The organism is Streptomyces sp. NPDC058758, from assembly GCF_042746075.1.
Classification (GTDB): domain Bacteria; phylum Actinomycetota; class Actinomycetes; order Streptomycetales; family Streptomycetaceae; genus Streptomyces.
Genome location: NZ_JBHYPS010000028.1, coordinates 1 through 25,399 on the forward strand (window position 1 = coordinate 1; position 25,399 = coordinate 25,399).

Below are 25,399 nucleotides of genomic sequence, written 5' to 3' on the forward strand. Positions count from 1 at the left end.
TCGAGGTCGGCCTCCAGGCCGTTCTTCTCGCCGTCGATGATCCGCCGCTTGAGGCGCTCCTCCAGCGGCAGCGCGGCCAGCTCCTCGGCCTTGCCCGCCTTGAGGGACTTGGCGGTGGCGCCCTCGAAGAGGGCCATCAGCTTCTGGAGCGGGTCGTAGCCCTCGGCGCGCCGGTCGTAGATCAGGTCGAGCGCGGTGGTGACCTGCTCCTCGTCGAAGCGGGCGATGGGGAGGATCTTCGAGGCGTGGACGATGGCCGAGTCCAGGCCGGCCTTCACGCACTCGTCCAGGAAGACCGAGTTGAGCAGGATGCGGGCGGCCGGGTTGAGGCCGAAGGAGATGTTCGACAGACCGAGCGTGGTCTGGACGTCCGGGTGGCGGCGCTTGAGCTCGCGGATCGCCTCGATGGTGGCGATGCCGTCCTTGCGGGACTCCTCCTGACCGGTGCAGATGGTGAAGGTCAGGGTGTCGATGAGGATGTCGGACTCGCGGATCCCCCAGTTGCCGGTGAGGTCCGCGATGATCCGCTCGGCGATGGCGACCTTGTTCTCGACGGTGCGGGCCTGGCCCTCCTCGTCGATGGTGAGGGCGATGAGCGCGGCGCCGTGCTCCTGGGCGAGGCGGGTGACCCTGGCGAAGCGGGACTCGGGGCCGTCGCCGTCCTCGTAGTTGACCGAGTTGATGACCGCGCGGCCGCCGAGCTTCTCCAGGCCGGCCCGGATCACCTCCACCTCGGTGGAGTCCAGCACGATCGGCAGCGTGGAGGCGGTGGCGAAGCGGCCGGCCAGCTCCTCCATGTCCGCCACGCCGTCCCGGCCCACGTAGTCCACGCACAGGTCCAGCATGTGCGCGCCCTCGCGGATCTGGTCCCGCGCCATCTCCACGCAGTCGTCCCAGCGCCCGTCGAGCATGGCCTCGCGGAACTTCTTCGACCCGTTCGCGTTCGTCCGCTCGCCGATCGCCAGGTACGAGGTGTCCTGCCGGAACGGCACGGTCTGGTAGAGGGAGGCGGCCCCCGGCTCGGGGCGCGGGTCGCGGGGCGCGGGCGTGAGGTCGCGGACGCGCTCGACGACCTGGCGCAGGTGCTCGGGGGTCGTGCCGCAGCAGCCGCCCACGAGGGAGAGGCCGTACTCGCGGACGAAGGTCTCCTGGGCGTCGGCGAGCTCGGCCGGGGTCAGCGGGTAGTGGGCGCCGTCGGAGGTGAGGACGGGCAGGCCCGCGTTGGGCATCACCGACAGCGGGATGCGGGAGTGGCGGGCGAGGTAGCGCAGGTGCTCGCTCATCTCGGCCGGGCCCGTGGCGCAGTTGAGGCCGATCATGTCGATGCCCAGCGGTTCGAGCGCCGTCAGGGCGGCGCCGATCTCGGAGCCCAGCAGCATCGTGCCGGTGGTCTCGACGGTGACCGAGACGATGAGGGGCACGTCGGCGCCGAGGGCGTCGAGGGCCTTGCGGGCGCCGATGACGGACGCCTTGGTCTGGAGGAGGTCCTGGGTGGTCTCGACGATGAGCGCGTCGGCGCCGCCGGTGAGGAGGCCCTCGGCGTTCTGCTGGTAGGCGTCGCGCAGGACGGTGTACGGGGCGTGGCCGAGGGTCGGCAGCTTGGTGCCGGGCCCGATGGAGCCGAGGACCCAGCGCTGGCGGCCGTCGGCGGCGGTGAACTCGTCGGCGACCTCGCGGGCGACGCGGGCGCCGGCCTCGGACAGCTCGAGCACGCGGTGGGCGATGTCGTACTCGCCGAGGGCCGCGTGGTTGGCGCCGAAGGTGTTGGTCTCGACGCAGTCGACGCCGGCGGCGAAGTACTCGCGGTGGACCGAGGCGACGATGTCGGGCCGGGTGAGGCTGAGGATCTCGTTGCAGCCTTCGAGGTTCTGGAAGTCCTCGAGGCTCGGATCCTGGGCCTGGAGCATGGTTCCCATGGCACCGTCGGCGACGACGACGCGACTGGCGAGTGCCTCGCGGAGGGCGGCGGCGCGGCTCCGGCTGTCGGCGGAGACGGAAGGGGTCGGCAACGAGGCCATGAAGGGGCTCCCTGGGCTGCGACGGCTGTCGGCTTTGCACCCTGGGCACAGGGTGCACGGGCTCAGCGTAACCGTGGTTCGGCCGGGGCGGACACGGTGTCCCACGTGGCGGACGGCATCCTGTGTGCGAGGACTCCCGGCGAGGCCCCTTCTTCGAGGACACTGTCAGGTGCGAGGCAAGGTCGGCATCGACCGATAGTGTTCAGCATTGTCGAACAGCGTGATCTGTACGGGACGTGAGGAGAAGGGCCGGGCGATGGCGAAGAACATCCAGTCGCTTGAACGGGCGGCGGCCATGCTGCGACTGCTCGCGGGCGGCGAGCGCCGGCTCGGCCTGTCCGACATCGCCTCCTCGCTGGGGCTGGCCAAGGGCACGGCCCACGGCATCCTGCGCACCCTCCAGGCGGAGGGCTTCGTGGAGCAGGACGGCCCCTCGGGCCGCTACCAGCTGGGCGCCGAGCTGCTGCGGCTGGGCAACAGCTACCTCGACGTGCACGAGCTGCGCGCGCGGGCGCTGGTGTGGACGGACGACCTGGCGCGGTCCAGCGGGGAGAGCGTGCACCTGGGGGTGCTGCACCAGCAGGGCGTGCTGATCGTGCACCACGTCTTCCGGCCGGACGACAGCCGGCAGGTGCTGGAGGTGGGGGCGATGCAGCCGCTGCACTCCACGGCGCTGGGCAAGGTGCTGTCGGCGTACGACCCGGTGGCGCACAGCGAGGTGGTGGAGGTGGAGCGGGAGCCCTTCACCCCGCGCACGGTCACGGGCCTGGCGGACTTCGAGGCGCTGCTCGACACGACCCGGGCGCGCGGCTGGGCGGCGGACGTGGAGGAGACCTGGGAGGGCGTGGCCTCGGTGGCGGCGCCGATCCACGACCGGCGCCGGATGCCGGTGGGCGCGGTGGCGGTGACCGGGGCGGTGGAGCGGCTCTGCCCGTCCGGCGAGCTGCGCCCGGAGCTGGTGGCGGCGGTGCGGGACTGCGCCCGGGCGGTCTCCCGGGACCTGGGGGCGGGCCGCTTCTGAGCCCGCGCCCGCGGGGTCGGCGAGCCGGCCCGCACGGAGAGCGAACCCGTCGGTAACGATCGCGTTATCGGCGGGTTTTTCGTTTCCCAGACCCTTGACGCGCTGTTAACCCCGGGGCAAAACTTCCGTGCATCGGTCGGCATTGCCGAACACCTACCGGCAATACGCGCTAGAGTGTGGCAGTGCCAAGGGCCGTGGACGCCCTCACACGAGGGCGCGGACCACCGGGGCGAACCGGGGTTCGCCCATCCCCTGGACGAAGGACAAAGGAGTCGCGGGTGTCCAGCTCCGACATCTTCCTCGGCGAGACCATCGGTACCGCCGTACTCATTCTTCTCGGCGGCGGCGTCTGCGCCGCCGTGACGCTCAAGAGCTCCAAGGCACGCGGCGCCGGCTGGCTCGCGATCACCTTCGGGTGGGGCTTCGCCGTCATGACGGCCGTCTACATGACCGCTTCCCTCTCCGGGGCGCACCTGAACCCCGCCGTCACGGTCGGCATCGCCGTCAAGGACGGCGCCTGGGGCGACGTGCCGGTCTACTTCGCCGGCCAGCTGCTCGGCGCGATGATCGGCGCCGCCCTGGTCTGGGTCGCCTACTACGGCCAGTTCCGGGCCCACCTCACCGACCCGGAGACGGTCGGCGAGAAGCCGGTCGAGGGCCCCGGCCCCGTGCTCGGCATCTTCTCCACCGGCCCCGAGATCCGGAACACCTGGCAGAACCTCGCCACCGAGGTCATCGGCACCGTCGTGCTCGTCCTCGCCGTGCTCACCCAGGGCCTCAACGACAGCGGCAAGGGCCTCGGCGTCCTCGGCGCCCTGATCACGGCCTTCGTCGTGGTCTCGATCGGCCTCTCGCTCGGCGGCCCGACCGGTTACGCGATCAACCCTGCGCGCGACCTCGGCCCCCGCATCGTGCACGCGCTGCTCCCCCTCCCGAACAAGGGCGGCTCCGACTGGAGCTACGCCTGGATCCCGGTCGCCGGTCCGCTGGTCGGCGGAGCCCTCGCCGCGGGTATCTACAACCTCGCGTTCGCCTGAGCCGTAGAACAGCACCAGAGCCCCGAGCCGTCCTTCCCAGACTTCCCATGGAGCACACCGTGACCGACGCCCACACCGCCGGCCCCTTCATCGCCGCCATCGACCAGGGCACCACCTCCTCCCGCTGCATCGTCTTCGACAAGGACGGCCGGATCGTCTCGGTCGACCAGAAGGAGCACGAGCAGATCTTCCCGAAGCCGGGCTGGGTCGAGCACGACGCCACCGAGATCTGGACCAACGTCCAGGAGGTCGTCGCCGGCGCCATCGTCAAGGCCGGCATCACCGCCGCCGACGTCAAGGCCATCGGCATCACCAACCAGCGCGAGACCACGCTGATGTGGGACAAGCACACCGGCGAGCCCGTGCACAACGCGCTCGTCTGGCAGGACACCCGCACCGACGCCCTCTGCAAGGAGCTCGGCCGCAACGTCGGCCAGGACCGCTTCCGCCGCGAGACCGGCCTCCCGCTCGCCTCCTACTTCTCCGGCCCCAAGGTCCGCTGGCTGCTCGACAACGTCGAGGGCCTGCGCGAGCGCGCCGAGCGCGGCGACATCCTCTTCGGCACCATGGACTCCTGGGTCATCTGGAACCTCACCGGCGGCACCGAGGGCGGCGTCCACGTCACCGACGTCACCAACGCCTCCCGCACCCTCCTGATGAACCTCCACGAGATGGCCTGGGACGAGCGCATCCTCCAGTCCATCGACATCCCGGCCGCCGTCCTCCCCGAGATCCGCTCCTCCGCCGAGGTGTACGGCACGGTCAAGGGCGGCATCCTCGACGGCGTCCCGGTCGCCTCCGCGCTCGGCGACCAGCAGGCCGCCCTGTTCGGCCAGACCTGTTTCGCCGAGGGCGAGGCCAAGTCCACGTACGGCACCGGCACCTTCATGCTGATGAACACCGGCGACAAGATCATCAACTCCTACAGCGGCCTGCTGACCACGGTCGGCTACCAGATCGGCGAGCAGAAGCCGGTCTACGCCCTGGAGGGCTCCATCGCCGTCACCGGCTCGCTCGTCCAGTGGATGCGCGACCAGATGGGCCTGATCAAGTCCGCCGCCGAGATCGAGACCCTGGCCTCCTCCGTCGAGGACAACGGCGGCGCCTACTTCGTGCCCGCCTTCTCCGGCCTCTTCGCCCCGTACTGGCGCTCCGACGCCCGCGGGGTGATCGCCGGCCTCACCCGGTACGTCACCAAGGCGCACATCGCCCGTGCCGTCCTGGAGGCCACCGCCTGGCAGACCCGCGAGATCACCGACGCCATGACCAAGGACTCCGGCGTGGAGCTGACCGCGCTCAAGGTCGACGGCGGCATGACCTCCAACAACCTGCTGATGCAGACCCTCTCGGACTTCCTGGACGCCCCCGTGGTGCGCCCCATGGTCGCCGAGACCACCTGCCTCGGCGCCGCCTACGCCGCCGGCCTGGCCGTCGGCTTCTGGCCGGACACCGAGGCGCTGCGCGCCAACTGGCGCCGTGCCGCGGAGTGGACCCCGCGCATGGACGCCGGCAAGCGCGACAGCGAGTACAAGAACTGGCTCAAGGCCGTGGAGCGCTCCATGGGCTGGCTCGAAGAAGAGAAGTGACGAGGAGTAGACCGAGATGACCACCCCGCAGACCGTTCCCGCCCTCGGAACGCACCCGGCCGCCGGCTCGCTTCCGACCCGTGCCGAGACCAGAGAGCAGCTTGCCAAGGCGACGTACGACCTCCTGGTGATCGGCGGCGGCATCCTGGGCATCTCCACCGCCTGGCACGCCGCGCAGTCCGGTCTGCGGGTGGCCCTGGTGGACGCCGGCGACTTCGCCGGCGCCACCTCCTCGGCCTCCTCCAAGCTCCTCCACGGCGGCCTGCGCTACCTGCAGACCGGCGCCGTGAAGCTCGTCGCCGAGAACCACTTCGAGCGGCGCGCCGTCTCCCGGCAGGTCGCCCCCCACCTGTCCAACCCGCTCACCTTCTACCTGCCCGTCTACAAGGGCGGCCCGCACGGCGCCGCCAAGCTGGGCGCCGGCGTCTTCGCGTACTCCGCCCTCTCCGCCTTCGGCGACGGCGTCGGCCACCTCCTCTCCCCCGCCAAGGCGGCGCAGGACGTGCCCGAGCTGCGCACCGACAACCTCAAGGCCGTCGCCGTCTACGGCGACGACCAGATGAACGACGCCCGCATGGCGCTCATGACGGTCCGCGCGGCCGTCGACGCCGGCGCCGTCGTCCTCAACCACGCCGAGGTCACCGGTCTCCGCTTCACGCGGGGCCGGGTCACCGGGGCCGAGCTCCGCGACCGCGTCTCCGGCGAGGAGTTCGGCGTCACCGCGCGGCTCGTCCTCAACGCCACCGGCCCCTGGGTCGACCACCTGCGCCGGATGGAGGACCCCAACGCGGCCCCCTCCATCCGCCTCTCCAAGGGCGCCCACCTGGTCCTCAAGCGGACCTCCCCGTGGAAGGCCGCGCTGGCCACCCCGATCGACAAGTACCGGATCACCTTCGCCCTCCCCTGGGAGGACATGCTCCTGCTCGGCACCACCGACGAGGAGTACGAGGGCGACCCGGGCGAGGTCGCGGTCACCGAGAAGGACACCGCCCAGATCCTGGACGAGGCCGCCTTCTCCATCCGCGACCAGCAGCTCGACCGCTCCCTCATCACCTACGCCTTCGCCGGCCTGCGGGTGCTGCCGGGCGGTCCCGGCGACACCTCCAAGGCCAAGCGCGAGACGGTCGTGACCGAGGGCCGCGGCGGGATGCTGTCGGTCGCCGGCGGCAAGTGGACCACCTTCCGCCACATCGGCCGCACCATCATGAAGAAGCTGGAGGCGCTTCCCGGCCACCCGCTGGGCGAGGACTACGAGTCGGTCTCCACGCTGCCGAAGCGGCTGCCGCTCCCGGGCATCGCCAACCCGAACGCGGTCGCCCACCGGCTGCTCGTCGACGGCCCGGCCCCCGGTCCGCGGATGGCCGCCGACACCGCCAAGCACCTGGCCACGCACTACGGTTCGCTCTCCTTCGACATCGCCCGCATGGCGAACGAGAACCCCGAACTGGCCCGCCGGATCCACCCGGACGCCCCGGAGATCTGGGCGCAGGTCGCCTACGCCCGCGACCACGAGTGGGCCGAGACGGCCGACGACGTGCTGCGCCGCCGGACCACCCTGACCATCCGCGGTCTCGCCACCGACGAGATCCGCGCCGGGGTGGAGGCGATGCTGCGCGCGAAGTAGGCGCCGCGAGCCGAGGGGCGGTCTTCTCCGGGGAGGGAGGGACCGCCCCTCCCGCGTGTCCGTGTGCGGGGCCCCGATCCTGGGTAGTCGATCAAGGCCGCACGGGTTTTCGGGCGTGCCCGAGGGCTGCGGACGGACGAGCCGGAAGCCGTAAGGTTGGTCCGTACGACACGAACTTCGAAGAAGGAGGCGCTGGGTGATCGAGCTCGAGGGGGTACCCGAGCTGATCGACCCGGTCATGGTGGCCGCGTTCGAGGGCTGGAACGACGCCGGCGACGCCGCCTCCACCGCGGTCGCCCATCTGGACCGGGAGTGGAAGGGCGAGGTCTTCGCGGCGCTCGACGCCGAGGACTACTACGACTTCCAGGTCAACCGTCCGACGGTGTTCCTGGAGAACGGCGTCCGGAAGATCACCTGGCCGACGACCCGGCTCTCCGTGGTCCGGATCGGCGGCGACAAGCCGCGCGACCTGGTCCTGGTCCGGGGCATCGAGCCGTCGATGCGCTGGCGCTCCTTCTGCAACGAGCTGCTGGGCTTCGCGCACGAACTGGGCGTGGAGATGGTGGTGATCCTCGGCGCGCTGCTCGGCGACACCCCGCACACCCGCCCGGTGCCGGTCAGCGGCGTCACCTCCGACCCGGACCTGGCGCGGACGATGGACCTGGAGGAGACCCGCTACGAGGGCCCGACGGGCATCGTCGGCATCCTCCAGGAGGCGTGCACCCACGCGGGCGTGCCGGCGGTGAGCCTGTGGGCGGCGGTGCCGCACTACGTGTCGCAGCCGCCGAACCCGAAGGCGACGCTGGCCCTGCTGAACCGGCTGGAGGACCTGATCGGGCTGCGGATCCCGCTGGGCGAGCTGCCCGAGGACGCCCGCGCCTGGCAGCTGGGGGTGGACCAGCTGGCGGCGGAGGACAGCGAAGTCGCCGAGTACGTGCAGACGCTGGAGGAGGCGCGGGACACCGCGGAGCTGCCGGAGGCCTCGGGCGAGGCGATCGCCCGCGAGTTCGAGCGGTACCTGCGGCGGCGCGACCCCGGCCAGGGGCCGGGACCCGGCGGCCCGGGGGTGGCGACGGAGAGCGGGGACACCTCGTACCTGCGCGATCCGGGCAGCGGCCGGACCCGGCCGCCGAAGCCGGACCCGGAGGCGCGGCCGGAGCCGCCCGAGGAGCCCGGGGAGCCCGGGGCGGCCGACGAGGAGTAGGACGCCCTCAGGACGTGGGGAAGGGGAGGGGTGGCCCGGGCCGCCCCTCCCCTTCCGCGTGTCGTGCGGTCCGCCGCTAGAGGGCGACGCCGAGGAGCGCGTCGACCGTGCGGGAGACGAGACCGGGGGCGGCCTCGTCGGTGCCGCCGTCCGCCTCCTGGCGGGCGGCCCAGCGGTCGACCGCGGCGAGCGCGGCCGGGGCGTCGAGGTCGTCGGCGAGCGCCTCGCGGACCTCCTCGACCAGCGCGTCGGCGGACGGGCCGTCGGGCCGGGAGACCGCGGCGCGCCAGCGGCCGAGGCGCTCGACGGCGTCGGCGAGGACCTGGTCGGTCCACTCCCAGTCGGCGCGGTAGTGGTGGGCGAGGAGGGCGAGCCGGACGGCGGCCGGGTCGACGCCCTCGCGGCGGAGCGCGGAGACGAAGACCAGGTTGCCCTTGGACTTCGACATCTTCTCGCCGTGCAGGGCGACCATGCCGGCGTGCACGTACGCCTTGGCCATGGGGAACTCGCCGGTGAGCGTCTGCGCGTGCGAGGCGCCCATCTCGTGGTGCGGGAAGATCAGGTCGGAGCCGCCGCCCTGCACGTCGAAGCCCATGCCGAGGTGGTCGAGGGCGATGGCGACGCACTCGATGTGCCAACCGGGGCGGCCGGGGCCGAGGCTGCCGCCGTCCCAGCTGGGCTCGCCCTCGCGGGCGGCCATCCACAGCATCGGGTCGAGCGGGTTCTTCTTGCCGGGGCGGTCGGGGTCGCCGCCGCGCTCGGCGGAGAGGTGCCGCATGAGCTCGGTGTCGTAGTGCGAGACCTCGCCGAAGTGCGGGTCGGCCTCGACGGAGAAGTAGACGTCGCCGTCGAGCTCGTAGGCGGCACCGGAGTCCCGGAGCCGTTCGACCAGCGGGATGATGGAGGGTATCGACTCGACCGCGCCGACGTAGTGGCGCGGCGGCAGCATCCGCAGGGCGGTCATGTCCTCGCGGAAGAGGGAGGTCTCGCGCTCGGCGAGTTCGGTCCAGTCGAGGTCGTCGCGGAGGGCGCGCTCCAGGAGCGGGTCGTCCACGTCCGTCACGTTCTGGACGTAGTGCACCTGCCGCTTGGTGTCGAGCCACACGCGCTGCACGAGGTCGAACGCGTTGTAGGTCGCCGCGTGACCCATGTGGGTCGCGTCGTAGGGCGTGATGCCGCAGACGTAGATACGGGCGACGGGGCCGGGGGCGAGGGTCACTCGTCCGCCGGTCGCGGTGTCGTGGATCCGGAGGTCGCGGCCCTTGCCGGGAAGGGCGGGGACCTCGGAAGCGGGCCAGGCATGCATGACCCGAGCGTAACCGGACAGCTGTTTCGGATACGAACCGGATCCGGAATCTTGTCCGATCGTGCGCTCTTGCGGGTGAGCGCGGTGTGTGTATACCCCCCAGGGGTCCGGCGGCCTCCCGGACCGCTCAGGCCGGTATGGCCGAAACCCTGCGGTTCCTAGACCGGCGGCCAGGGGATCGCGGGCCACTGCCCGGACGGCTCCGGGTGGCGCCCGGACGCCAGCAGCGCCGCGACCCGCTCCCGTACGGCGGACACCTCGGCGGCCGTGAGCAGTTCCCCCAGCCGGGTGGCGAGGGGGCCGCCGGGCGCCAGGGCGGGGGCGAGCCCCGCGAGGACCTCGGTGGCCTCGGCGGGCAGCTCCTGGCCCGCCCAGCCCCACAGCAGGGTGCGCAGCTTGTCCTCGACGTGGAAGGAGACTCCGTGGTCGATGCCGTAGAGCCGCCCGCCGGGGGCGGGGAGCAGGTGGCCGCCCTTGCGGTCGCCGTTGTTCATCACCGCGTCCAGGACGGCGAGCCGGCGCAGCGCGGGGGTGTCGGCGTGGACGAGGAGCGCGGTGCGCCCCTCCCCCACCTCGGCGGGGCCGATCGCCTTCCACCCCTCGCCCGGCTCCTCGTCCTCGGTGAGGGCGAGCAGCCGGGCCTCCGGGTCGGCCTCGACCCAGAGCTGGACCATGCCCTCGCCGTACGGGCCGTCCCGCAGCACCGTGGGCGGGACCAGGCCCCAGCCGGTGGCCTCGGAGAGTTCGTACGCGGCGACCTCGCGCTCGGCGAGGGTGCCGTCCGGGAAGTCCCACAGCGGGCGCTCCCCCGCGACCGGCTTGTAGACGCAGGCGGCCTCGCGGCCCTCGTGGGCGACCGTGCAGTAGAGCACCGCGTTGGACGCCTCGCGGACCTGCCCCCGCACGGTCAGCTCACCGCGGGCGAGCAGCTCGGTGTCCGGCGGGAAGTCGGGGCTGCTGCTCATGCTCCGCGGCGGTATCCGTTCTGACGGGGGCAGACGTGCCCCTCCGGGTCCAGCGGCAGGCTGCACAGCGGGCACGGCGGGCGGCCGGCGTTGACCACGTCCAGCGCCCGCTTGGCGAAGGCGCGGGCCTGGGCGCCGCTGAGGCGGACGCGGAGCATCGGCGGGCCGTTCTCCTCGTCCTGGAGCAGCCGCTCCTCGGCCGCGGCGAGGTCCTCCTCGGAGTCGGCGTCCAGTTCGACGAGGGCCTGGGCCTCGACGATCATGCGCTGCTCCTCGCCGTCCCAGGCGAGTGCCATGGTGCCGACCCGGAACTCCTCCTCGACGGGCGTGTCGAGGGGGGCGGTGTCGGCGATGTCGGTGGGGGCCACGGCCGGGACCGGGGCGTTGCCCCCGGTGCGGCGCAGCACCTCGTCGAGGAGTTCGTCCATCCGCTCGGCGAGTGCGGCGACCTGGGTCTTCTCCAGGGCGACGCTGGTGACCCGGCCGGCCGCGGACGCCTGGAGGAAGAACGTCCGGCGGCCAGGCAGCCCGACCGTGCCGGCCACGAAACGCTCCGGTGGGTCGTAGAGGAACACCTGACGGGACACTCTCCCGGCTCCCTTGACTGTCGACTGTCGTACGGCAACGGCGAGTCCACCCTACTGCGCGGGAGGATCACGGTGCGCCCGCGCCGCCCCCCACCTCGGCCGTCCCGCTGGTGTCGGGGGTCTCGCGGGGGGCCAGCGCGGCGAGGTCGCCGGTGTCGCCGAGGCGGACCAGGAAGGGGCGCAGCCGGGTGTAGCGGATCACGGTGAGCGAGCAGGGGTCGACGTGGATGCGCTGGAAGAGGTCGAGGTGGAGGCCGAGGGCGTCGGCGACGAGGGACTTGATGATGTCGCCGTGGGAGCACAGGGCGTAGACGGCGTCCTCGCCGTGCTCGGCGTCGATCCGGGCGTTCCAGTCGCGGACCGCCTCGACGGCCCGCACCTGCATGGCGCGCATGGACTCGCCGCCGGGGAAGGCGGCGGCGGAGGCGTGCGCCTGGACGACCTCCATCAGCGGTTCGTCGTTCAGTTCGCTGAGCTTGCGGCCCGACCAGTCGCCGTAGTCGCACTCGTTGACCCGCTCCTCGACGTGGAGCGGGAGGTCCGGGCGGGCGTCCAGGAGCGGCTGGAGGGTCTCGCGGCAGCGCTGGAGGGGGCTGGAGACGGCGGCGGCGAGCGGGATCCCGGCGAGCCGGGCGGGCAGGGCGGCGGCCTGGGCGGCTCCGCGCTCGTCGAGCGCCACGCCCGGCGTGCGCCCGGCGAGCAGTCCGGAGGTGTTGGCGGTGGAGCGTCCGTGCCGGACGAGGATCAGCGTGGCCATGTCGGCCAGCCTACGGCGCGGGCGCGGGGGTGTGGGACGGTCCGCGGCGGGTAGGCGGGCGTGCGGCACCGGCGACGGGAAGGGAGAATACGGCGCGTGATCGTCGACTCCGCCCTCTATCGCGACGGCCGCAGGACCGACTGCGGCGGCGACCTCTCGCACGCCCTGGCCGAGGCGCGGGCCTCCGGCCACGCCTTCCTCTGGGTGGGGCTCCACGAGCCGTCGGAGGCCGAGTTCGACCACGTGGCCTCGGAGTTCGCGCTGCACCCGCTGGCGGTCGAGGACGCCCTGAAGGCCCACCAGCGGCCCAAGCTGGAGATCTACGACGACTCCCTCTTCGTGGTGCTGAAGCCGGTGGACTACGAGCCGGAGAGCGACCGGGTCTCCTCCGGCGAGCTGATGCTGTTCCTGGGCGACTCCTTCGTGGTGACCGTCCGGCACGGCGAGGGGGCGCCCCTGGCGGCCGTGCGCAAGCGCCTGGAGACGCAGCCGGAGGTGCTGCGGCACGGGCCGACGTCGGTGCTCTACGCGGTGAGCGACGCGGTGGTCGACCACTACCTGGACGTGGCGGGCGAGCTCCAGGTGGACCTGGAGGAGCTGGAGGCCGACGTCTTCGCGCCGGGCGGGACCGGCACGGCGAACACCGCGGAGCGGATCTACACGGCGAAGCGGCAGGTGCTGGAGTTCCGGCGGGCGACGGGCCCCCTGGCGGCGCCGATGGCCCGGCTGACAGCGGGCACGGTGCCGTTCGTGAACACGGAGTCGCAGCCCTTCTTCCGCGACGTCAACGACCACCTGCTGCGCGCCAACGAGCAGGTGGAGGGGCTGGACCGGCTGCTGTCGGACGTCCTGTCGGCGCACCTGGCGCAGATGGGGGTGCGGCAGAACGACGACATGCGGAAGATCTCGGCCTGGGCGGCGATGGCCGCGGTGCCGACGATGGTGGCGGGGATCTACGGCATGAACTTCGACCACATGCCGGAGCTGCACTGGGTGTGGTCGTACCCGGCGGTGATCCTGCTGATGGCGGGCGCCGTGACCGGCCTGCACCGGCTGTTCAAGCGGCGCGGCTGGCTGTGAACCGGCCGCGCCGCGGGTCCGGTCAGAAGGCCGGGGCGGGGACGGCCGGGCCGCCGAGCGCGTCGAGCCGGTCGGGCATCCGCAGGCTGATCATTTTGTGCCAGCCGGCGGCCCGCTCGTAGGCGTACATGCCGCGGATGCCCGCGGCGAGCACCGCGCCCTTGGCCTTCGGCCACTTCAGGATGCGGCCCATGTGGCCCATGACGGCGAGGCTGACGTCCCGGTAGACCTGGATCTCGACGAGCGCCGACTCGCGCAGGGTGGTCTGGATGAGCCGGCCGTGGCCGGCCCGGGCGAGCCGGAGCAGCTCCTCGTGGCAGTAGGCGAGGTGGTTGGCCTCGTCGTTGTCGATCATGTGGATGGCCTTGCCCAGCTCCGGGTGGTCACCGAAGTACGTGACGAGCATGTCCATCTGGTCGGCCGCGCGCTGCTCGGTGACCCGGCTGTGGGCGAGGTAGACGATGACGTCCCGCTCGGTCAGCGGCCGGTCGCCCCGGAGCTTCTCGTGGGCCAGGCCGATGCCGCGCCGTTCGAGGAGCATCGTGTAGTCGGTCTCGGGCGGGACGGGGACGGGTTCGAGGCCGCGCTTGCGCAGCAGCGCGTTGAAGATGCGCCCGTGCTTGTCCTCGTCGGCGCCGTGCCGGGTGATCTTGGGGGCGAGCTCCCGCATGCCGGGGGCGACGAGGGCGGCGATCCGGGCGTTCTCCCAGCCGCCCTGCGTCTCGCCGCTGGCGGCGATCGAGCAGAAGAGCCGGAAGGCCTCGTCGTCGTCGATGATTTCCTGGAACAGGCTCTTGGCCGTGAGCATCGCTGCCACCTCCATGCGGACGTCCGCACTCCGCGCGTCCGGGGAAGACCGAGTCAAATGCCGTCCGGGGCGGCGGGCAACAGGAGGGCTCGGCGGTATCGGCCGAAAGAGTGAGAGGCGGGGCCGTAACCGGGAGGCGCGGTGACGCGTTGAAGAGCATGACGGCCGTGGCGGGGAAGACCCCCGAGCCCCCACCACGGCCGCAGGCCTTCCCCGCCGCTCCCCGCTACGCCAGGCCGGCCCGCTCCAGGGCCTCGACGCCCGCGCGCAGGGCGGCGAGGCGCTCGTCGAGGGTGAAGCCGGCGGGGGCGAGGGTCAGCGTGGTGACGCCGGCCTCCGCGTAGGCGGTCATGCGGTCGGCGATCCGCTCGACGGTGCCGAGCAGGGCGGTCCGGTCGATCAGGGAGTGCGGCACGGCGGCCGCGGCGCCCGTCTTGTCGCCGGCCAGGTACTTGTCCTGGATCTCGGCGGCCTCCTTCTCGTAGCCCATGCGCCGGGCGAGCTGGTTGTAGAAGTTCTGCTTGCGGCTGCCCATGCCGCCCACGTAGAGGGCGGTGTACGGGCGGAAGACGTCGGCGAGCGCGTCGACGTCCTCGCCCAGGGCGAGCGGCAGCGTCGGGCAGACGTCGAAGCCCTCCATGGTCAGACCGGCCTTCTCGCGGCCCGCCCGCAGGGGACGCAGGGCGGTCTCCTCCAGGTGCTCGGCCGAGGGGAAGATCAGCAGGGCGCCGTCGGCGATCTCGCCGGTCTGCTCCAGGTTCTTCGGGCCGATCGCGGCGATGTACAGCGGGATGTGCTCGCGCTGCGGGTGGACGGTCAGCTTGATCGGCTTGCCGGGGCCGCCGGGCAGCGGCAGCGTCCAGTGCTCGCCCTCGTGGGTCAGGCGCTCGCGCGACATCGCCTTGCGGACGATCTCCACGTACTCGCGGGTGCGGGCGAGCGGCTTGTCGAACTTCACGCCGTACCAGCCCTCGGAGACCTGCGGGCCGGAGACGCCGAGGCCGAGGCGGAACCGGCCGCCGGAGAGGGAGTCCAGGGTGGCGGCGGTCATCGCCGTCATGGCGGGCTGCCGGGCCGGGATCTGCATGATCGCCGAGCCGACGTCGATCCGCTCCGTCTTCGCGGCGACCCAGGAGAGCACGGTCGGGGCGTCCGATCCGTACGCCTCCGCCGCCCAGCAGACGTCGTAGCCGAGCCGGTCGGCCTCCTGGGCGACGGCCAGGTTGTCGCCGTCCATGCCGGCGCCCCAGTAGCCGAGGTTGATGCCGAGCCGCATTTCCACGCACCCCTTACCCATCGGTAACGTCTCTCGGCCGGACTCTAGCGCGCCCTCCCCGCCTCCGACAGGAGGCGGACGCCACGCCCGTCGTCCACAGGTTCTGTCCACAGGGTCTCTCCGCGTGGTGCCCTGGCCAGTAATGTCGCGGCCATGGAGCAGAGGCATCTCGGACGTACCGGCCTGCGCGTCTCGCGCATCGGGCTCGGCACGCTCACCTGGGGGCGGGACACCGACGAGCACGACGCCGCGGAGCAGCTGAAGGCGTTCTGGGACGCGGGCGGCACGCTCGTGGACACGGCGGACGTGTACGGCGGCGGCGAGGCGGAGTACCTGCTCGGCCGGCTCATGGAGCGGCTCGTGCCCCGGCGCGACCTGATCCTGTCCACCAAGGCGGGCAGCGTCCCCGACCCGGACCGGCGCACCGACGGCTCCCGCGGCCACCTGCTCGCCGCCCTCGACGCCTCCCTGGCCCGGCTCGGCACCGACCACGTGGACCTGTGGCAGCTGCACGCCTACGACCCCCACACGCCGCTGGAGGAGTCCCTCCAGGCCCTGGACATCGCGGTGCGCAGCGGCCGGGCGCGGTACGCGGGCGTGGCGAACTTCTGCGGCTGGCAGCTCGCCAAGGCGGGCACCTGGCAGCTGTCCGGCGACCGCACCCGGCTCGCCGGGGCGCAGCTGGAGTACTCGCTGCTCCAGCGGGGCGTCGAGCGGGAGGTGCTGCCCGCCGCGATCGACCTCGGCATAGGCCTGCTGCCGTCCTCCCCGCTGGGCCGCGGGGTGCTCACCGGCAAGTACCGGAGCGGCACCCCCGCCGACTCCCGGGGCGCGTCCGAGGCGCTGGCGCCGTTCGTGGAGCCCTACCTCGACGAGGCCGCGAGCCGGATCGTGGAGGCGGTCAGCACCGCCGCCGACGGGCTCGCCACCAGCCCGCTGCACGTGGCGCTCGCCTGGGTCAGGGACCGGCCGGGCGTCGCCGCCCCGATCGTCGGCGCGCGGACGGCGCGCCAGCTCACGGCCGCGCTGTCGGTGGAGGGCCTTAGTCTTCCTGACGAGATCTGCCGGGCTTTGGACGATGTGTCCGCGCCCGTGCACCGCTATCCGGATCACGACTGGAGCACCTTGTGACCGAGCCTTCCGGGGAGACCGCGCCCGAGGCACCCGAGGACGTGGACCAGGCCGACGTGGACCAGGCCGACGTGGACCAGGCCGACGTGGAGCAGGACGCCGAGGACCGGGCCGACGTGGACCGCGAGGACGCGGCGCCGTCCGCCGAGGTCACCGAAGCCGCCGCGTCCGGCGAGGCCGCCGCCTCCGGCGAAGCCGCCGCCTCCGGCGAGGCCGCCGAGCCCTCCGAGTCCGCCGATGCGTCGAAGGAGGCGGCTCCGGAGCAGAGCGAGGCGCAGGCGGAGCTGGCGGCGCAGCGGGAGCTGCGGGCCCGGATCGAGGCGCGGAAGGCCGAGAAGTCCGGGCCGGTGGCGAGCGGGAGCAAGCTGAAGGGCGCCGCGGCCGACCTGCTCGCCGCCGTGCGCGCCGTCGAGGGCGGCTCCGCCTCCGGCGGCGCCTTCTACGCCCCCGCGCCCGAGCCGCCGCGTGCTCCCCGCCCGCCCGAGGCCACCGTCCGGCCGGCCGCCCCCGCGGCGCCGCCCGCGCCCACGGCCGGCGCGCTGGCCGGGGTCCGCGAGGTGCTGGCCCGGGGCGGCGCGCCCGAGGCGCTGGCCGGGCAGGTCGCCGCCGCGCTCGGCGAGCAGGCCGCCGAGGCCCTGGCCGGGGACCCGTGGCAGCTGCTGGCCGTCGCCGGGGTGCGGCCCGAGCAGGCCGACGGCTTCGCGCGGGCGCTGCTCGGCGACGCCTGCGGGCCGGACGACCCGCGCCGGGCCGTCGCCCTGACCGTGTGGCTGCTGGACCGGGCCGCCCTCCGGGGCCACACCGCGCTCACCCTCGACGAGGTGGCCGCCGGACTCGCCCGGCACGGGGTCCCCGACCCGGAGGAGGCCGTCGGGACGGCCGTCTCCGAGGGCGCCGTCCTGCTCTTCCAGGAGGAGGACGCCGAGGACGCCGCGCCGGAGGAGGACGAGGAGGGCGCGGAGCCCGGGGCGGGCGCCGGGAGCGACGAGGGCCCTGCGGAGCCCCCGCTCCTCGGGCTCGACCGGTACGCGCTGGCCGAGGAGAGCCTCGCGGACGGGCTGGCCCGGCTGGCCCGCACCGTCACCGCCGAGGAGTGGGACGGCGATGAACTGGAGCGGGCCGTCGGCGGCCACGGCCTGGTGCTGCACACCGGCGGCGAGGCCGCCCGCGCCGAGCCGCTGGCGCTGGCCGCCGCCGCGCGGGAGCGCGGCCTGCGCGTCCTGGTCACCGTGCACGACGCCGGGCGGGTGGGCGAGGAGGAGCGGGCCGCCGGTACGACGGTGCCGCTCGCCGCGCTGCTCTCCGGGACGGCCGGACCGGGCCGGGACGAGGAGGGCGGGCTCGCCCTGGACCTGCTGGTGGTGCTCGACGCGCCGCAGCTGGACGTGGAGGCGGGCGCGATGCTCGTCGAGGCGCTGCCGGACGGCTGCCGGCTGGTCCTCAGCGGCGACCCGGACGTCCTCGGGTCGGCCGGTCCCGGCGCGGTGTTCGCCGACGCGCTCGCGGCCCGCGTCTGCCCCCGGGTAGCCTCCCGCCGCCCGGACCCGGGCCCGCTGGGCGAGCTGGTCTCCGGCATCGGCATCGGTGAGCTGAACCAGGTCGAGGCCCCCGGCAAGGAGGTCGTGATCGTCCCCGTGCGGGACGCGGGCGAGGCCGTGCACCGCACGGTCCAGCTGGTCGCGGACTCGGTGCCGCGCGCCTTCGGGCTGGCCCCCGAGCAGACCCGGGTGATCACGGTCGGCCACGGCGGCTCGGCCGGGACGCGCGCGCTCAACGCCGCCCTGAAGCAGCGGCTGAACCCCGGCCCCGGCCGGTTCGGCGGCTACGACCCGGGCGACCGGGTGGCGTACGCGCCGGCGCCCGGCCGGACGGTGACGGGCACGGTCCTCGGGGCCGACGCCGAGGGCCTGCGGCTGGGCACCGGGGAGGGCGAGCTCGTCGTCCCTAAGGAGCGGGTGGAGTCGGCGCTGCGGCACGGCTGGGCGCTGACCGCGCACCAGGCGGCCGGCGGCCGGTGGCCCGCGGTGGTCGTGGTGCTGCCGGGCGACGCGGCCCCGGGCCTGAGCCGGCCCTGGGTCTACACGGCCTTCGGCCGGGCGGAGCGCCACCTGTCGGTGGTGCACGGGGTGGACCAGGCGCTGCCCCGGTCGGTCGCCGAGGTTCTCGCCCCGGAGCGCACGACCCGCCTCCGGCCGCTCCTGACCGGCCTCCTCGCCGCCCCCGGCGAGGAGTGACGGCAGGCCCCGGCACGCCGGAGGGCCGGAACACCGCTCCTGGATGTTCCGGCCCTCCGGCGTCCTCCCCGGGGCGCGTCAGCGGTCGGCGGCCACTTCACCGGCCTCCTCGTCGTCGAAGACGGAGCTGATGTCGAAGCGGCAGAGGATCCGCTCCGGGTCCGCCTGCTCGAAGGGCGCGGCCAGCCACTCCCCCGGCTCCGGGAGTTCCTCCGCGGCGGTGACCCAGAGCGTGGAGTCGCCCTCCTCCAGGCCGAACTCCTTGTGCCGGGAGGCGATCTCGTCGGGTTCGTACTCCCCGAAGAGGACGCCGAGGGCGGCGGCGGTGGAGCGGGGGCCGTCCTCGTCGTGGTCCAGGTCGGCGACGCGCCGGGCCTGGGCCGCCAGCCGGCGCGGCTCGGCCACGGCGTAGTCGCGGCGGATCAGCACGCTGAGGGCGTGTGGTTCGTCAGGTCCGGCATAGGGGGGCAGACCCTCGTCGGCCCCGGGGATCTCGAAGGGGGTCACCTCGTCGTAGCGGTCGTAGAGGAGCTCGTCATAGGTCTCGGCGGCGGCGGCGAGGGCGTTGAACGCCTCGTACACCGCCGTGTCGTCGTCCCCCGTGCGGCGTTCGACCGCCGCGAGGTGACGGTCCAGTGCGGTCTTGACCGCCTCGGCGGCGGCACGTACCTCGGCAGCGGTCGGCTGCGCAGCATCAGACATGGGACAGACGCTATCCGTACCAGGCCGGTGCCCGCACAATAGATGCGATGCCGGAATACGAATTTGTCGACGTGTACGTGCCGCGTGGGCTCTCCCGCAAGGAGACCGCGCGGCTTCTGACCGACCATGCCGAGTACGGACACTGGGAGTTGGACCGACTCACCCTGCGTCTGGACGGGAGCCGCAGGGTCCGCCTGAAGCGGCGGATCATCCGTCAGATCCGCGCGACCTGGTGACGGACGCGAAAGGGGCCCCGCACGGCGCGGGGCCCCTTCGCGTTCCGGCCGGTGCGGCTCAGGCGCCGCGGCGCGAGCGGCGGTAGACCAGCGAGCCCGCGAGGAGCATCCCCGCGGCGGCCGGCACGATCACGCCGAGCGGCGCGGACGACCCGGTCTCCGCGAGCTCGTCCGGGGCGGCCGGCGGCGGCGTGAGCTGCGGGCCGGGGTGGTTCGAGCCACCGTCCGAGCTGGGCGGTACACCCGGGGTGCCGGGGGTGCCGGGGGTGCCGGGCGTGCCCGGCGTCCCGGGGGTGCCCGGAGTCCCGGGCGTACCGGGGGTGCCCGGAGTGCCGGGAGTCCCCGGCGTACCAGGGGTGCCCGGCGTGCCCGGAGTCCCGGGGGTCCCAGGCGTGCCGGGAGTACCAGGGGTGCCGGGGGTCCCCGGCGGGGTCTCCTCGCCGTAGCCGCCCGGCTCCTCCTCGCCGTAGCCGCCGTCGGAGGGCTCTCCGTTGGCGCAGTCGTTGCCCGTGGCGGCGTTCCCGAGGCCGATGCCCGTGACGCTGTTGCCGCAGACGTTCACCGGCACGTCGACCGGCACCACCACGGTGTTGCCGGAGGCCACTCCGGGGGAGTCGCTCGCGTGCGCGCCGCCGGCCGCGCCGGGCCGGGACTGTGCCGGGACGTTGGCACAGGAGTTGCCCATCGCCGGGTTGAGCACCCCGACGACGTTCACGGTGTTGCCGCAGGCGTTGACCGGCGCGTGGACCGGGACCTGCACGCTGTTGCCGGAAGCGACTCCGGGTGAGTTCGCGGCCGAGCCGCTCGCACCGGAATCCGCCTGCGCGATGCCGCCGCCGAGCGCGAGGACGCCTCCGGCCGCCGCGACGGTGATGATGCTCTTGCGCGTGACCTGTCGCATAGCTTGCTTACCTGCCTTCTCGGCAATTCGCCTGATCGGCGTGGGATGAGGGCCACCGGGCCCGTGCCCGGGGCGGAATCGCCACCGGCCCCGGAGTGCATGGCACGCACTCCGGGGCCGGACGGCTCACGCCCTCAAGGGGCGGGGCACAACGTCAGGCGTTGACGCAGGTGTTGCCGAAGGCGGGGTTCAGCAGGCCGATCACGGAGACCGTGTTGCCGCAGACGTTCACGGGAACGTGAACCGGGACCTGCACGACGTTGCCCGAGAGGACACCGGGGGAACCGATGGCCGCACCCTGGGCACCCGCGTCGGCGACGGCCATGCCCGCGCCCGCGAGAACGAGACCGCCGGTGGCAGCCGCAGCAGCGACGACCTTCTTGATCATTATTCCTCCTAGTTGACAAGTGCGGCCCCAGCCGCGGACCGCAACACCTGTAACGAGGGGGAAGGGAGGGGGCTACGAGCCCCCGGGGTCATTCACTCTTTCCGGGCACGCCCAAACGCGCTGCCGAATTCCGGGGCCGTGCGCCCCTCCGGTCAGCAGGCGTCGAGGAAGCGGTCCAGGACGCGCACGCCGAACTTCAGGCCGTCGACCGGGACGCGCTCGTCCACGCCGTGGAACATGCCGGCGAAGTCCAGCTCCGGCGGCAGCTGGAGCGGGGCGAAGCCGAAGCAGCGGATGCCGAGGTCGTCGAAGGACTTGGCGTCGGTGCCGCCGGAGAGCATGTACGGCACGGCGCGGGCGATCGGGTCCTCGGCGCGCAGGGCGACCTGCATGGCGTCCACGAGGGCGCCGTCGAAGCTGGTCTCCAGGGCCTTGTCGCCGTGCACGTCCTCGCGCTTCACCCGGGGGCCGAGGATCCGGTCGAGGTCGGCGAGGAACTCCTGCTCGTAGCCGGGCAGGAAGCGGCCGTCGACGTGGGCGGTGGCCTGGCCGGGGATGACGTTCACCTTGTAGCCGGCGCCGAGCATGGTGGGGGCGGCGGAGTTGCGCAGGGTGGCGCCGATCATCTTGGCGATGCCGCCCAGCTTGGCGAGGGTGGCGTCCATGTCCTCGGGGTCGAGCGGGGTGCCGAGCGCGTCGGACAGCTCGTCGAGGAAGCTGCGGACGGTCTTGGTGACGCGGACCGGCCACTGGTGGCGGCCGAGCCGGCCGACGGCCTCGCACAGCTCGGTGATGGCGTTGTCGTCGTTGGTCATGGAGCCGTGGCCCGCGGTGCCCTCGACGGTGAGCCGCATCCAGTGCATGCCCTTCTGGGCGGTCTCGACCAGGTAGAGGCGCAGGTTCTCGTTGACGGTGAAGGAGAAGCCGCCGACCTCGCCGATCGCCTCGGTGACGCCGTCGAAGAGGTCCCGGTGCCGGTCGACCAGGTGGCGGGCGCCGTAGGTGCCGCCGGCCTCCTCGTCGGCGAGGAAGGCGAGGACGACGTCGCGCGGGGGCTTGCGGCCGCTGCGCAGCCGGTCGCGGACGACCGCGAGGGTCATCGCGTCCATGTCCTTCATGTCGACGGCGCCGCGGCCCCAGACGCAGCCGTCGGCGACCTCGCCGGAGAAGGGGTGGTGGGTCCAGTCGGCGGCGTCGGCCGGGACCACGTCCGTGTGGCCGTGGATGAGCAGGGCCGGGCGGGAGGGGTCCTCGCCCTCGATGCGGGCCACGGTGGAGGCCCGCCCCTTGTGGGACTCGATGATCTTCGGTTCGAGGCCGACCTCGGCGAGCTTCTCGGCGACGTACTCGGCGGCGGCGCGCTCGCCGGGGCCGGAGTGGTCGCCGTAGTTGCTGGTGTCGATGCGGATGAGGTCCCGGCAGAGGTCGACGACCTCGTCCTCGCCCGAGACGGTACGGCCGGTGTTCGACTCGCTCACGCTGCTTCCTCCCACGTCGTGCCCCGCGTGCTTCCTTGTGATCGCCCCCATCCTCCCGCGCCCCCGCCCCGGCGGCGCAAGGGCGTCCACCGGCCGACACGCCGCCGTCACATGCCGAGACGGGGTGCCGGGCGGGGCGGAGGGGCCGGGCGGGACGGGCGAGGGGGTGGTGATCGACCACCCCGAATGTTTGCTATGGTTTTCCTCGTCGGAACGGCCCAGGGCCGCGAGACACACACCCTGTCCGGGTGGCGGAATGGCAGACGCGCTAGCTTGAGGTGCTAGTGCCCTTTATCGGGCGTGGGGGTTCAAGTCCCCCCTCGGACACCAGTAGAAGTCCCGGTCGAGTTCTCTCGGCCGGGACTTCGGCGTATGCGGACGAGACGAGGCGGAGCCGTGCGAAGGAAGAGGGTGCCGGCCGCGCCGCTGCCGCAGCGACACGGGATCGACGCCGTGCGGCTCCGGCTGCCGGAGGACCCTGAGGGCGCCTGGCCGACCGTGGGGGCGTATCTGCTCGGGCGGTACGGCGCGGCGGTCGGGGCGGAGCGGATCGGCGCGATGCTGGACGCGGGGCGGTTCGTGGGGGCCGACGGGCGGGCGGCCGCGGCCTCGGAGCCGTACGAGCCGGGGCGGTGGCTGTGGTTCCACCGGGACCTCGCGCCCGAGGAGCGGGTGCCGTTCGAGATCGGGGTGGTGTACCGGGACGAGCGGATCCTGGTGGCGGACAAGCCGCACTTCCTCGCCACGACCCCGCGCGGACGGCACGTGACGCAGACGGCGGTGGCGCGGCTGCGGACGGAGCTGGGGCTGCCGGCGCTCCAGCCGGCGCACCGGCTGGACCGGCTGACGGCGGGCCTGGTGCTGTTCGTGGTGCGGCCGGAGGACCGGGGGGCGTACCAGCTGCTGTTCAAGGAGCGGCGGGTGCGCAAGGAGTACGAGGCGGTGGCGGCGTACGACCCCGGGGTGGCGCTGCCGGTGACGGTGCGGAGCCGGATCGAGAAGGAGCGGGGGGTGCCGGCCGCGCGCGAGGTGGCGGGCGAGCCGAACGCGGTGAGCCGGATCGAGCTGGTGGAGCGGATCGGCGCCCACGGGCGGTACCGGCTGCTGCCGGAGACCGGGAAGACGCACCAGCTGCGGGTGCACATGAACCGGCTGGGGCTGCCGATCGTGGACGACCCGCTGTATCCGGTGGTGCGCGAGGACGGGCCGGAGGACTACCGGCGGCCGCTGCGGCTGCTGGCGGCGGCGCTGGAGTTCGCCGACCCGTTCACGGGCGAGGAGAGGCGGTTCACGAGCCGCCTCTCGCTCAGTGTCCCCGGCTGAGCCACTCCTCCAGGTGCGGGGCCTCCGCGCCGATGGTGGTGGAGTCGCCGTGGCCGGTGCGGACCACCGTCTCCGGCGGGAGGGTCAGGAGCTTCTCCCGGATCGAGCCGATGATCGTGGGGAAGTCCGAGAAGGACCGGCCGGTGGCGCCGGGGCCGCCCTGGAAGAGGGTGTCCCCGGTGAAGACCGTGCCCAGGTCGGGGGCGTACAGGCAGACCGCTCCGGGGGCGTGGCCGGGGGTGTGGAGGACCCTCAGGTCGGTGCCGGCGATGGTGAGGACCTGTCCGTCGGCGAGTTCGCCGTCGGGGGTGTGGTCGGGGTGGGTGAGCTTCCACAGCGGCTGGTCGGCGGGGTGGAGCAGGACGCGGGCGCCGGTGGCGGCGGCGAGCGCGGGTGCGGCGCCGACGTGGTCGTCGTGGGCGTGGGTGCAGACGATGGCGCGCAGGGCGCGGCCGTCGAGGGCCGCGAGGACGGCGTCGGCGTCGTGGGCGGCGTCGATGACGATCGCCTCGGTGTCGTCGCCGACGATCCAGACGTTGTTGTCGACGTCCCAGGTGCCGCCGTCGAGGCTGAAGGTGCCGGAGGTGACCAGGTGGTCGACACGGGCGGTCATCACAGCACCACCACCGAGCGCAGCACGTCGCCCTCGTGCATGCGGGCGAAGGCCTTCTCGACCTCGTCGAGGGCGATGGTCTCGGTGACGAAGGCGCCGAGGTCGATGCGGCCCTGCCGGTGCAGGTCGATGAGCATCGGGAAGTCGCGGGACGGCAGGCAGTCGCCGTACCAGGAGGACTTGAGGGAGCCGCCGCGGCCGAAGACGTCGAGGAGGGGCAGTTCGAGCTTCATCTCGGGGGTGGGGACGCCGACGAGGACGACGGTGCCGGCGAGGTCGCGGGCGTAGAAGGCCTGCCGGTAGGTCTCGGGGCGTCCGACGGCCTCGATGACGACGTCGGCGCCGAAGCCGCCGGTGAGTTCCCGGATCGCCTCGACGGGGTCGGTGGTGCGGGAGTCGACGGTGTCGGTGGCTCCCATCTCCTTGGCCTTGGCCAGTTTCCGCTCGTCGACGTCGACGGCGATGATCTTCGAGGCTCCGGCGAGGCGGGAGCCGACGATCGCGGCGTCGCCGACGCCTCCGCAGCCGATGACGGCGACGGTGTCGCCCCGGGAGACGTTCCCGGTGTTGATCGCGGCGCCGATGCCGGCCATCACGCCGCAGCCGAGGAGGCCGGCGATCTCGGGGGCGACGGCCGGGTCGACCTTGGTGCACTGGCCGGCGGCGACGAGGGTCTTCTCGGCGAAGGCACCGATGCCGAGGGCCGGGGACAGCTCCGTGCCGTCGAGCAGGGTCATCCGCTGCTTCGCGTTGTGGGTGTCGAAGCAGTACCAGGGGCGGCCCCGGCGGCAGGCGCGGCACTGGCCGCAGACGGCCCGCCAGTTGAGGATCACGTAGTCGCCGGGGGCGACGTCGGTGACGCCCTCGCCCACCGACTCGACGGTGCCGGCGGCCTCGTGGCCGAGCAGGAAGGGGAAGTCGTCGTTGATCCCGCCCTGCGTGTAGTGCAGGTCGGTGTGGCAGACGCCGCACGCCTGGATCCGTACGACGGCCTCGCCGGGGCCCGGATCGGGGACGACGATGGTCTCGATCCGCACCGGCTCGTCCCGGCCGGGGGCGATGACCCCCCGCACGTGCTGTGGCATCGCTGACTTCCCTTCGGCCCGGAGGATCTTGTGAACCTC

Annotated in this window: 23 protein-coding genes and 1 tRNA gene; 11 read left to right on the top strand and 13 right to left on the bottom strand. The window is 73.4% G+C overall.

Annotation, left to right across the window (positions count from 1 at the left end):
• Positions 1-2,018: homocysteine S-methyltransferase family protein (locus ACFW6A_RS27205; protein WP_386643566.1), on the bottom strand; the 2,018-nt coding region annotated here is incomplete at its 3' end.
• A 256-nt stretch (positions 2,019-2,274) separates the two neighbouring features.
• Here ACFW6A_RS27205 and ACFW6A_RS27210 point away from each other — a divergent pair.
• From ACFW6A_RS27210 to ACFW6A_RS27230, 5 genes are all read left to right on the top strand, one after another.
• Positions 2,275-3,039 (top strand): IclR family transcriptional regulator, encoded by a 765-nt coding sequence (locus ACFW6A_RS27210; protein ID WP_351852751.1) that lies wholly within the window; start codon positions 2,275-2,277, stop codon positions 3,037-3,039.
• A 278-nt stretch (positions 3,040-3,317) separates the two neighbouring features.
• Entirely contained in the window at positions 3,318-4,076 is a 759-nt protein-coding gene (locus ACFW6A_RS27215; RefSeq protein ID WP_351852696.1) for an MIP/aquaporin family protein, read from the top strand.
• A 59-nt stretch (positions 4,077-4,135) separates the two neighbouring features.
• Positions 4,136-5,662, top strand: a complete 1,527-nt coding sequence (gene glpK / locus ACFW6A_RS27220; RefSeq protein ID WP_351852698.1) for a glycerol kinase GlpK — start codon at positions 4,136-4,138, stop codon at positions 5,660-5,662.
• Positions 5,663-5,678: 16 nt separating this feature from the next.
• Positions 5,679-7,286, top strand: a complete 1,608-nt coding sequence (locus ACFW6A_RS27225) for a glycerol-3-phosphate dehydrogenase/oxidase (RefSeq protein WP_351852700.1) — start codon at positions 5,679-5,681, stop codon at positions 7,284-7,286.
• 196 nt (positions 7,287-7,482) lie between these two features.
• Positions 7,483-8,490: a PAC2 family protein gene (locus ACFW6A_RS27230; RefSeq protein WP_386643569.1), complete on the top strand. Its 1,008-nt coding sequence runs from the start codon at positions 7,483-7,485 to the stop codon at positions 8,488-8,490.
• Between the two features lie 76 nt (positions 8,491-8,566).
• Here ACFW6A_RS27230 and mshC read toward each other — a convergent pair whose 3' ends face one another.
• The 4 genes from mshC to ACFW6A_RS27250 all read right to left on the bottom strand — a co-directional run bounded on the left by mshC (position 8,567) and on the right by ACFW6A_RS27250 (position 12,105).
• A complete protein-coding gene (gene mshC, locus ACFW6A_RS27235; RefSeq protein WP_351852706.1) occupies positions 8,567-9,796 on the bottom strand; it encodes a cysteine--1-D-myo-inosityl 2-amino-2-deoxy-alpha-D-glucopyranoside ligase in 1,230 nt (409 codons plus the stop codon).
• 158 nt (positions 9,797-9,954) lie between these two features.
• On the bottom strand, positions 9,955-10,761 hold the full coding sequence (locus tag ACFW6A_RS27240; protein WP_351852710.1) for an SCO1664 family protein: 807 nt from the start codon (positions 10,759-10,761) through the stop codon (positions 9,955-9,957).
• Positions 10,758-11,348: a DUF3090 domain-containing protein gene (locus tag ACFW6A_RS27245; protein ID WP_351852713.1), complete on the bottom strand. Its 591-nt coding sequence runs from the start codon at positions 11,346-11,348 to the stop codon at positions 10,758-10,760. The genes ACFW6A_RS27240 and ACFW6A_RS27245 overlap by 4 nt, the downstream gene beginning before the upstream one ends.
• A gap of 67 nt (positions 11,349-11,415) precedes the next feature.
• Positions 11,416-12,105: a histidine phosphatase family protein gene (locus ACFW6A_RS27250; protein WP_351852715.1), complete on the bottom strand. Its 690-nt coding sequence runs from the start codon at positions 12,103-12,105 to the stop codon at positions 11,416-11,418.
• Positions 12,106-12,192: 87 nt separating this feature from the next.
• Here ACFW6A_RS27250 and ACFW6A_RS27255 point away from each other — a divergent pair, with 87 nt between their 5' ends.
• Positions 12,193-13,185, top strand: a complete 993-nt coding sequence (locus tag ACFW6A_RS27255) for a magnesium and cobalt transport protein CorA (protein WP_351852753.1) — start codon at positions 12,193-12,195, stop codon at positions 13,183-13,185.
• A 22-nt stretch (positions 13,186-13,207) separates the two neighbouring features.
• Here the strand turns inward: ACFW6A_RS27255 and ACFW6A_RS27260 are convergent, their stop codons facing one another.
• Positions 13,208-13,993, bottom strand: a complete 786-nt coding sequence (locus ACFW6A_RS27260; RefSeq protein ID WP_351852718.1) for a ferritin-like domain-containing protein — start codon at positions 13,991-13,993, stop codon at positions 13,208-13,210.
• A 226-nt stretch (positions 13,994-14,219) separates the two neighbouring features.
• A complete protein-coding gene (locus ACFW6A_RS27265) occupies positions 14,220-15,269 on the bottom strand; it encodes an LLM class F420-dependent oxidoreductase (RefSeq protein WP_351852720.1) in 1,050 nt (349 codons plus the stop codon).
• 153 nt (positions 15,270-15,422) lie between these two features.
• On the opposite strand from ACFW6A_RS27265, the gene ACFW6A_RS27270 reads away from it, so the two are divergent.
• Together ACFW6A_RS27270 and ACFW6A_RS27275 are read left to right on the top strand one after the other, a co-directional pair.
• On the top strand, positions 15,423-16,400 hold the full coding sequence (locus ACFW6A_RS27270) for an aldo/keto reductase (protein ID WP_351852722.1): 978 nt from the start codon (positions 15,423-15,425) through the stop codon (positions 16,398-16,400).
• A complete protein-coding gene (locus ACFW6A_RS27275) occupies positions 16,397-18,634 on the top strand; it encodes a helix-hairpin-helix domain-containing protein (RefSeq protein ID WP_386643572.1) in 2,238 nt (745 codons plus the stop codon). Before ACFW6A_RS27270 ends, ACFW6A_RS27275 begins: the two co-directional genes overlap by 4 nt.
• A 78-nt stretch (positions 18,635-18,712) precedes the next feature.
• On the opposite strand, the gene ACFW6A_RS27280 is transcribed toward ACFW6A_RS27275, so the two are convergent.
• Positions 18,713-19,336 carry a hypothetical protein gene (locus ACFW6A_RS27280; protein ID WP_351852727.1) on the bottom strand — a complete coding sequence of 208 codons (624 nt, stop codon included), beginning with the start codon at positions 19,334-19,336 and terminating at the stop codon, positions 18,713-18,715.
• Between the two features lie 47 nt (positions 19,337-19,383).
• On the opposite strand from ACFW6A_RS27280, the gene ACFW6A_RS27285 reads away from it, so the two are divergent.
• Complete coding sequence (locus tag ACFW6A_RS27285; RefSeq protein ID WP_043223908.1) at positions 19,384-19,572, top strand: DUF5703 family protein; 189 nt, start codon at positions 19,384-19,386, stop codon at positions 19,570-19,572.
• A gap of 58 nt (positions 19,573-19,630) precedes the next feature.
• On the opposite strand, the gene ACFW6A_RS27290 is transcribed toward ACFW6A_RS27285, so the two are convergent.
• The 3 genes from ACFW6A_RS27290 to ACFW6A_RS27300 form a co-directional block, all read right to left on the bottom strand.
• The gene (locus tag ACFW6A_RS27290) at positions 19,631-20,473 is read right to left on the bottom strand and encodes a chaplin (RefSeq protein ID WP_351852730.1); all 843 of its coding nucleotides are present in this window, start codon (positions 20,471-20,473) and stop codon (positions 19,631-19,633) included.
• A gap of 154 nt (positions 20,474-20,627) precedes the next feature.
• The gene (chpH, locus tag ACFW6A_RS27295) at positions 20,628-20,861 is read right to left on the bottom strand and encodes a chaplin ChpH (RefSeq protein ID WP_015032475.1); all 234 of its coding nucleotides are present in this window, start codon (positions 20,859-20,861) and stop codon (positions 20,628-20,630) included.
• A gap of 152 nt (positions 20,862-21,013) precedes the next feature.
• Positions 21,014-22,339 carry a M20/M25/M40 family metallo-hydrolase gene (locus ACFW6A_RS27300; RefSeq protein ID WP_351852733.1) on the bottom strand — a complete coding sequence of 442 codons (1,326 nt, stop codon included), beginning with the start codon at positions 22,337-22,339 and terminating at the stop codon, positions 21,014-21,016.
• A 242-nt stretch (positions 22,340-22,581) separates the two neighbouring features.
• Here ACFW6A_RS27300 and ACFW6A_RS27305 point away from each other — a divergent pair.
• Together ACFW6A_RS27305 and ACFW6A_RS27310 are read left to right on the top strand one after the other, a co-directional pair.
• Positions 22,582-22,669 (top strand) — tRNA-Leu (locus ACFW6A_RS27305).
• A 66-nt stretch (positions 22,670-22,735) separates the two neighbouring features.
• On the top strand, positions 22,736-23,662 hold the full coding sequence (locus ACFW6A_RS27310; RefSeq protein ID WP_386643577.1) for an RluA family pseudouridine synthase: 927 nt from the start codon (positions 22,736-22,738) through the stop codon (positions 23,660-23,662).
• Here ACFW6A_RS27310 and ACFW6A_RS27315 read toward each other — a convergent pair.
• Together ACFW6A_RS27315 and ACFW6A_RS27320 are read right to left on the bottom strand one after the other, a co-directional pair.
• Positions 23,646-24,275 carry an MBL fold metallo-hydrolase gene (locus tag ACFW6A_RS27315; RefSeq protein WP_351852738.1) on the bottom strand — a complete coding sequence of 210 codons (630 nt, stop codon included), beginning with the start codon at positions 24,273-24,275 and terminating at the stop codon, positions 23,646-23,648. The genes ACFW6A_RS27310 and ACFW6A_RS27315 overlap by 17 nt on opposite strands.
• Entirely contained in the window at positions 24,275-25,360 is a 1,086-nt protein-coding gene (locus ACFW6A_RS27320) for an S-(hydroxymethyl)mycothiol dehydrogenase (protein WP_386643580.1), read from the bottom strand. Before ACFW6A_RS27320 ends, ACFW6A_RS27315 begins: the two co-directional genes overlap by 1 nt.
• Between the last annotated feature and the right edge of the window lie 39 nt (positions 25,361-25,399).

Excerpts from the sequence above, each read along its gene's own strand:
- ACFW6A_RS27265 (WP_351852720.1), bottom strand. The coding sequence starts at position 15,269 with ATGCGGCTCGGCATCAACCTCGGCTACTGGGGCGCCGGCATGGACGGC.
- ACFW6A_RS27270 (WP_351852722.1), top strand. The coding sequence starts at position 15,423 with ATGGAGCAGAGGCATCTCGGACGTACCGGCCTGCGCGTCTCGCGCATC.
- ACFW6A_RS27290 (WP_351852730.1), bottom strand. The coding sequence starts at position 20,473 with ATGCGACAGGTCACGCGCAAGAGCATCATCACCGTCGCGGCGGCCGGA.
- ACFW6A_RS27210 (WP_351852751.1), top strand. The coding sequence starts at position 2,275 with ATGGCGAAGAACATCCAGTCGCTTGAACGGGCGGCGGCCATGCTGCGA.
- ACFW6A_RS27320 (WP_386643580.1), bottom strand. The coding sequence starts at position 25,360 with ATGCCACAGCACGTGCGGGGGGTCATCGCCCCCGGCCGGGACGAGCCG.
- chpH (WP_015032475.1), bottom strand. The coding sequence starts at position 20,861 with ATGATCAAGAAGGTCGTCGCTGCTGCGGCTGCCACCGGCGGTCTCGTT.
- ACFW6A_RS27285 (WP_043223908.1), top strand. The coding sequence starts at position 19,384 with ATGCCGGAATACGAATTTGTCGACGTGTACGTGCCGCGTGGGCTCTCC.
- ACFW6A_RS27250 (WP_351852715.1), bottom strand. The coding sequence starts at position 12,105 with ATGGCCACGCTGATCCTCGTCCGGCACGGACGCTCCACCGCCAACACC.
- ACFW6A_RS27240 (WP_351852710.1), bottom strand. The coding sequence starts at position 10,761 with ATGAGCAGCAGCCCCGACTTCCCGCCGGACACCGAGCTGCTCGCCCGC.
- ACFW6A_RS27315 (WP_351852738.1), bottom strand. The coding sequence starts at position 24,275 with ATGACCGCCCGTGTCGACCACCTGGTCACCTCCGGCACCTTCAGCCTC.
- ACFW6A_RS27260 (WP_351852718.1), bottom strand. The coding sequence starts at position 13,993 with ATGCTCACGGCCAAGAGCCTGTTCCAGGAAATCATCGACGACGACGAG.
- ACFW6A_RS27280 (WP_351852727.1), bottom strand. The coding sequence starts at position 19,336 with ATGTCTGATGCTGCGCAGCCGACCGCTGCCGAGGTACGTGCCGCCGCC.
- mshC (WP_351852706.1), bottom strand. The coding sequence starts at position 9,796 with ATGCATGCCTGGCCCGCTTCCGAGGTCCCCGCCCTTCCCGGCAAGGGC.
- ACFW6A_RS27225 (WP_351852700.1), top strand. The coding sequence starts at position 5,679 with ATGACCACCCCGCAGACCGTTCCCGCCCTCGGAACGCACCCGGCCGCC.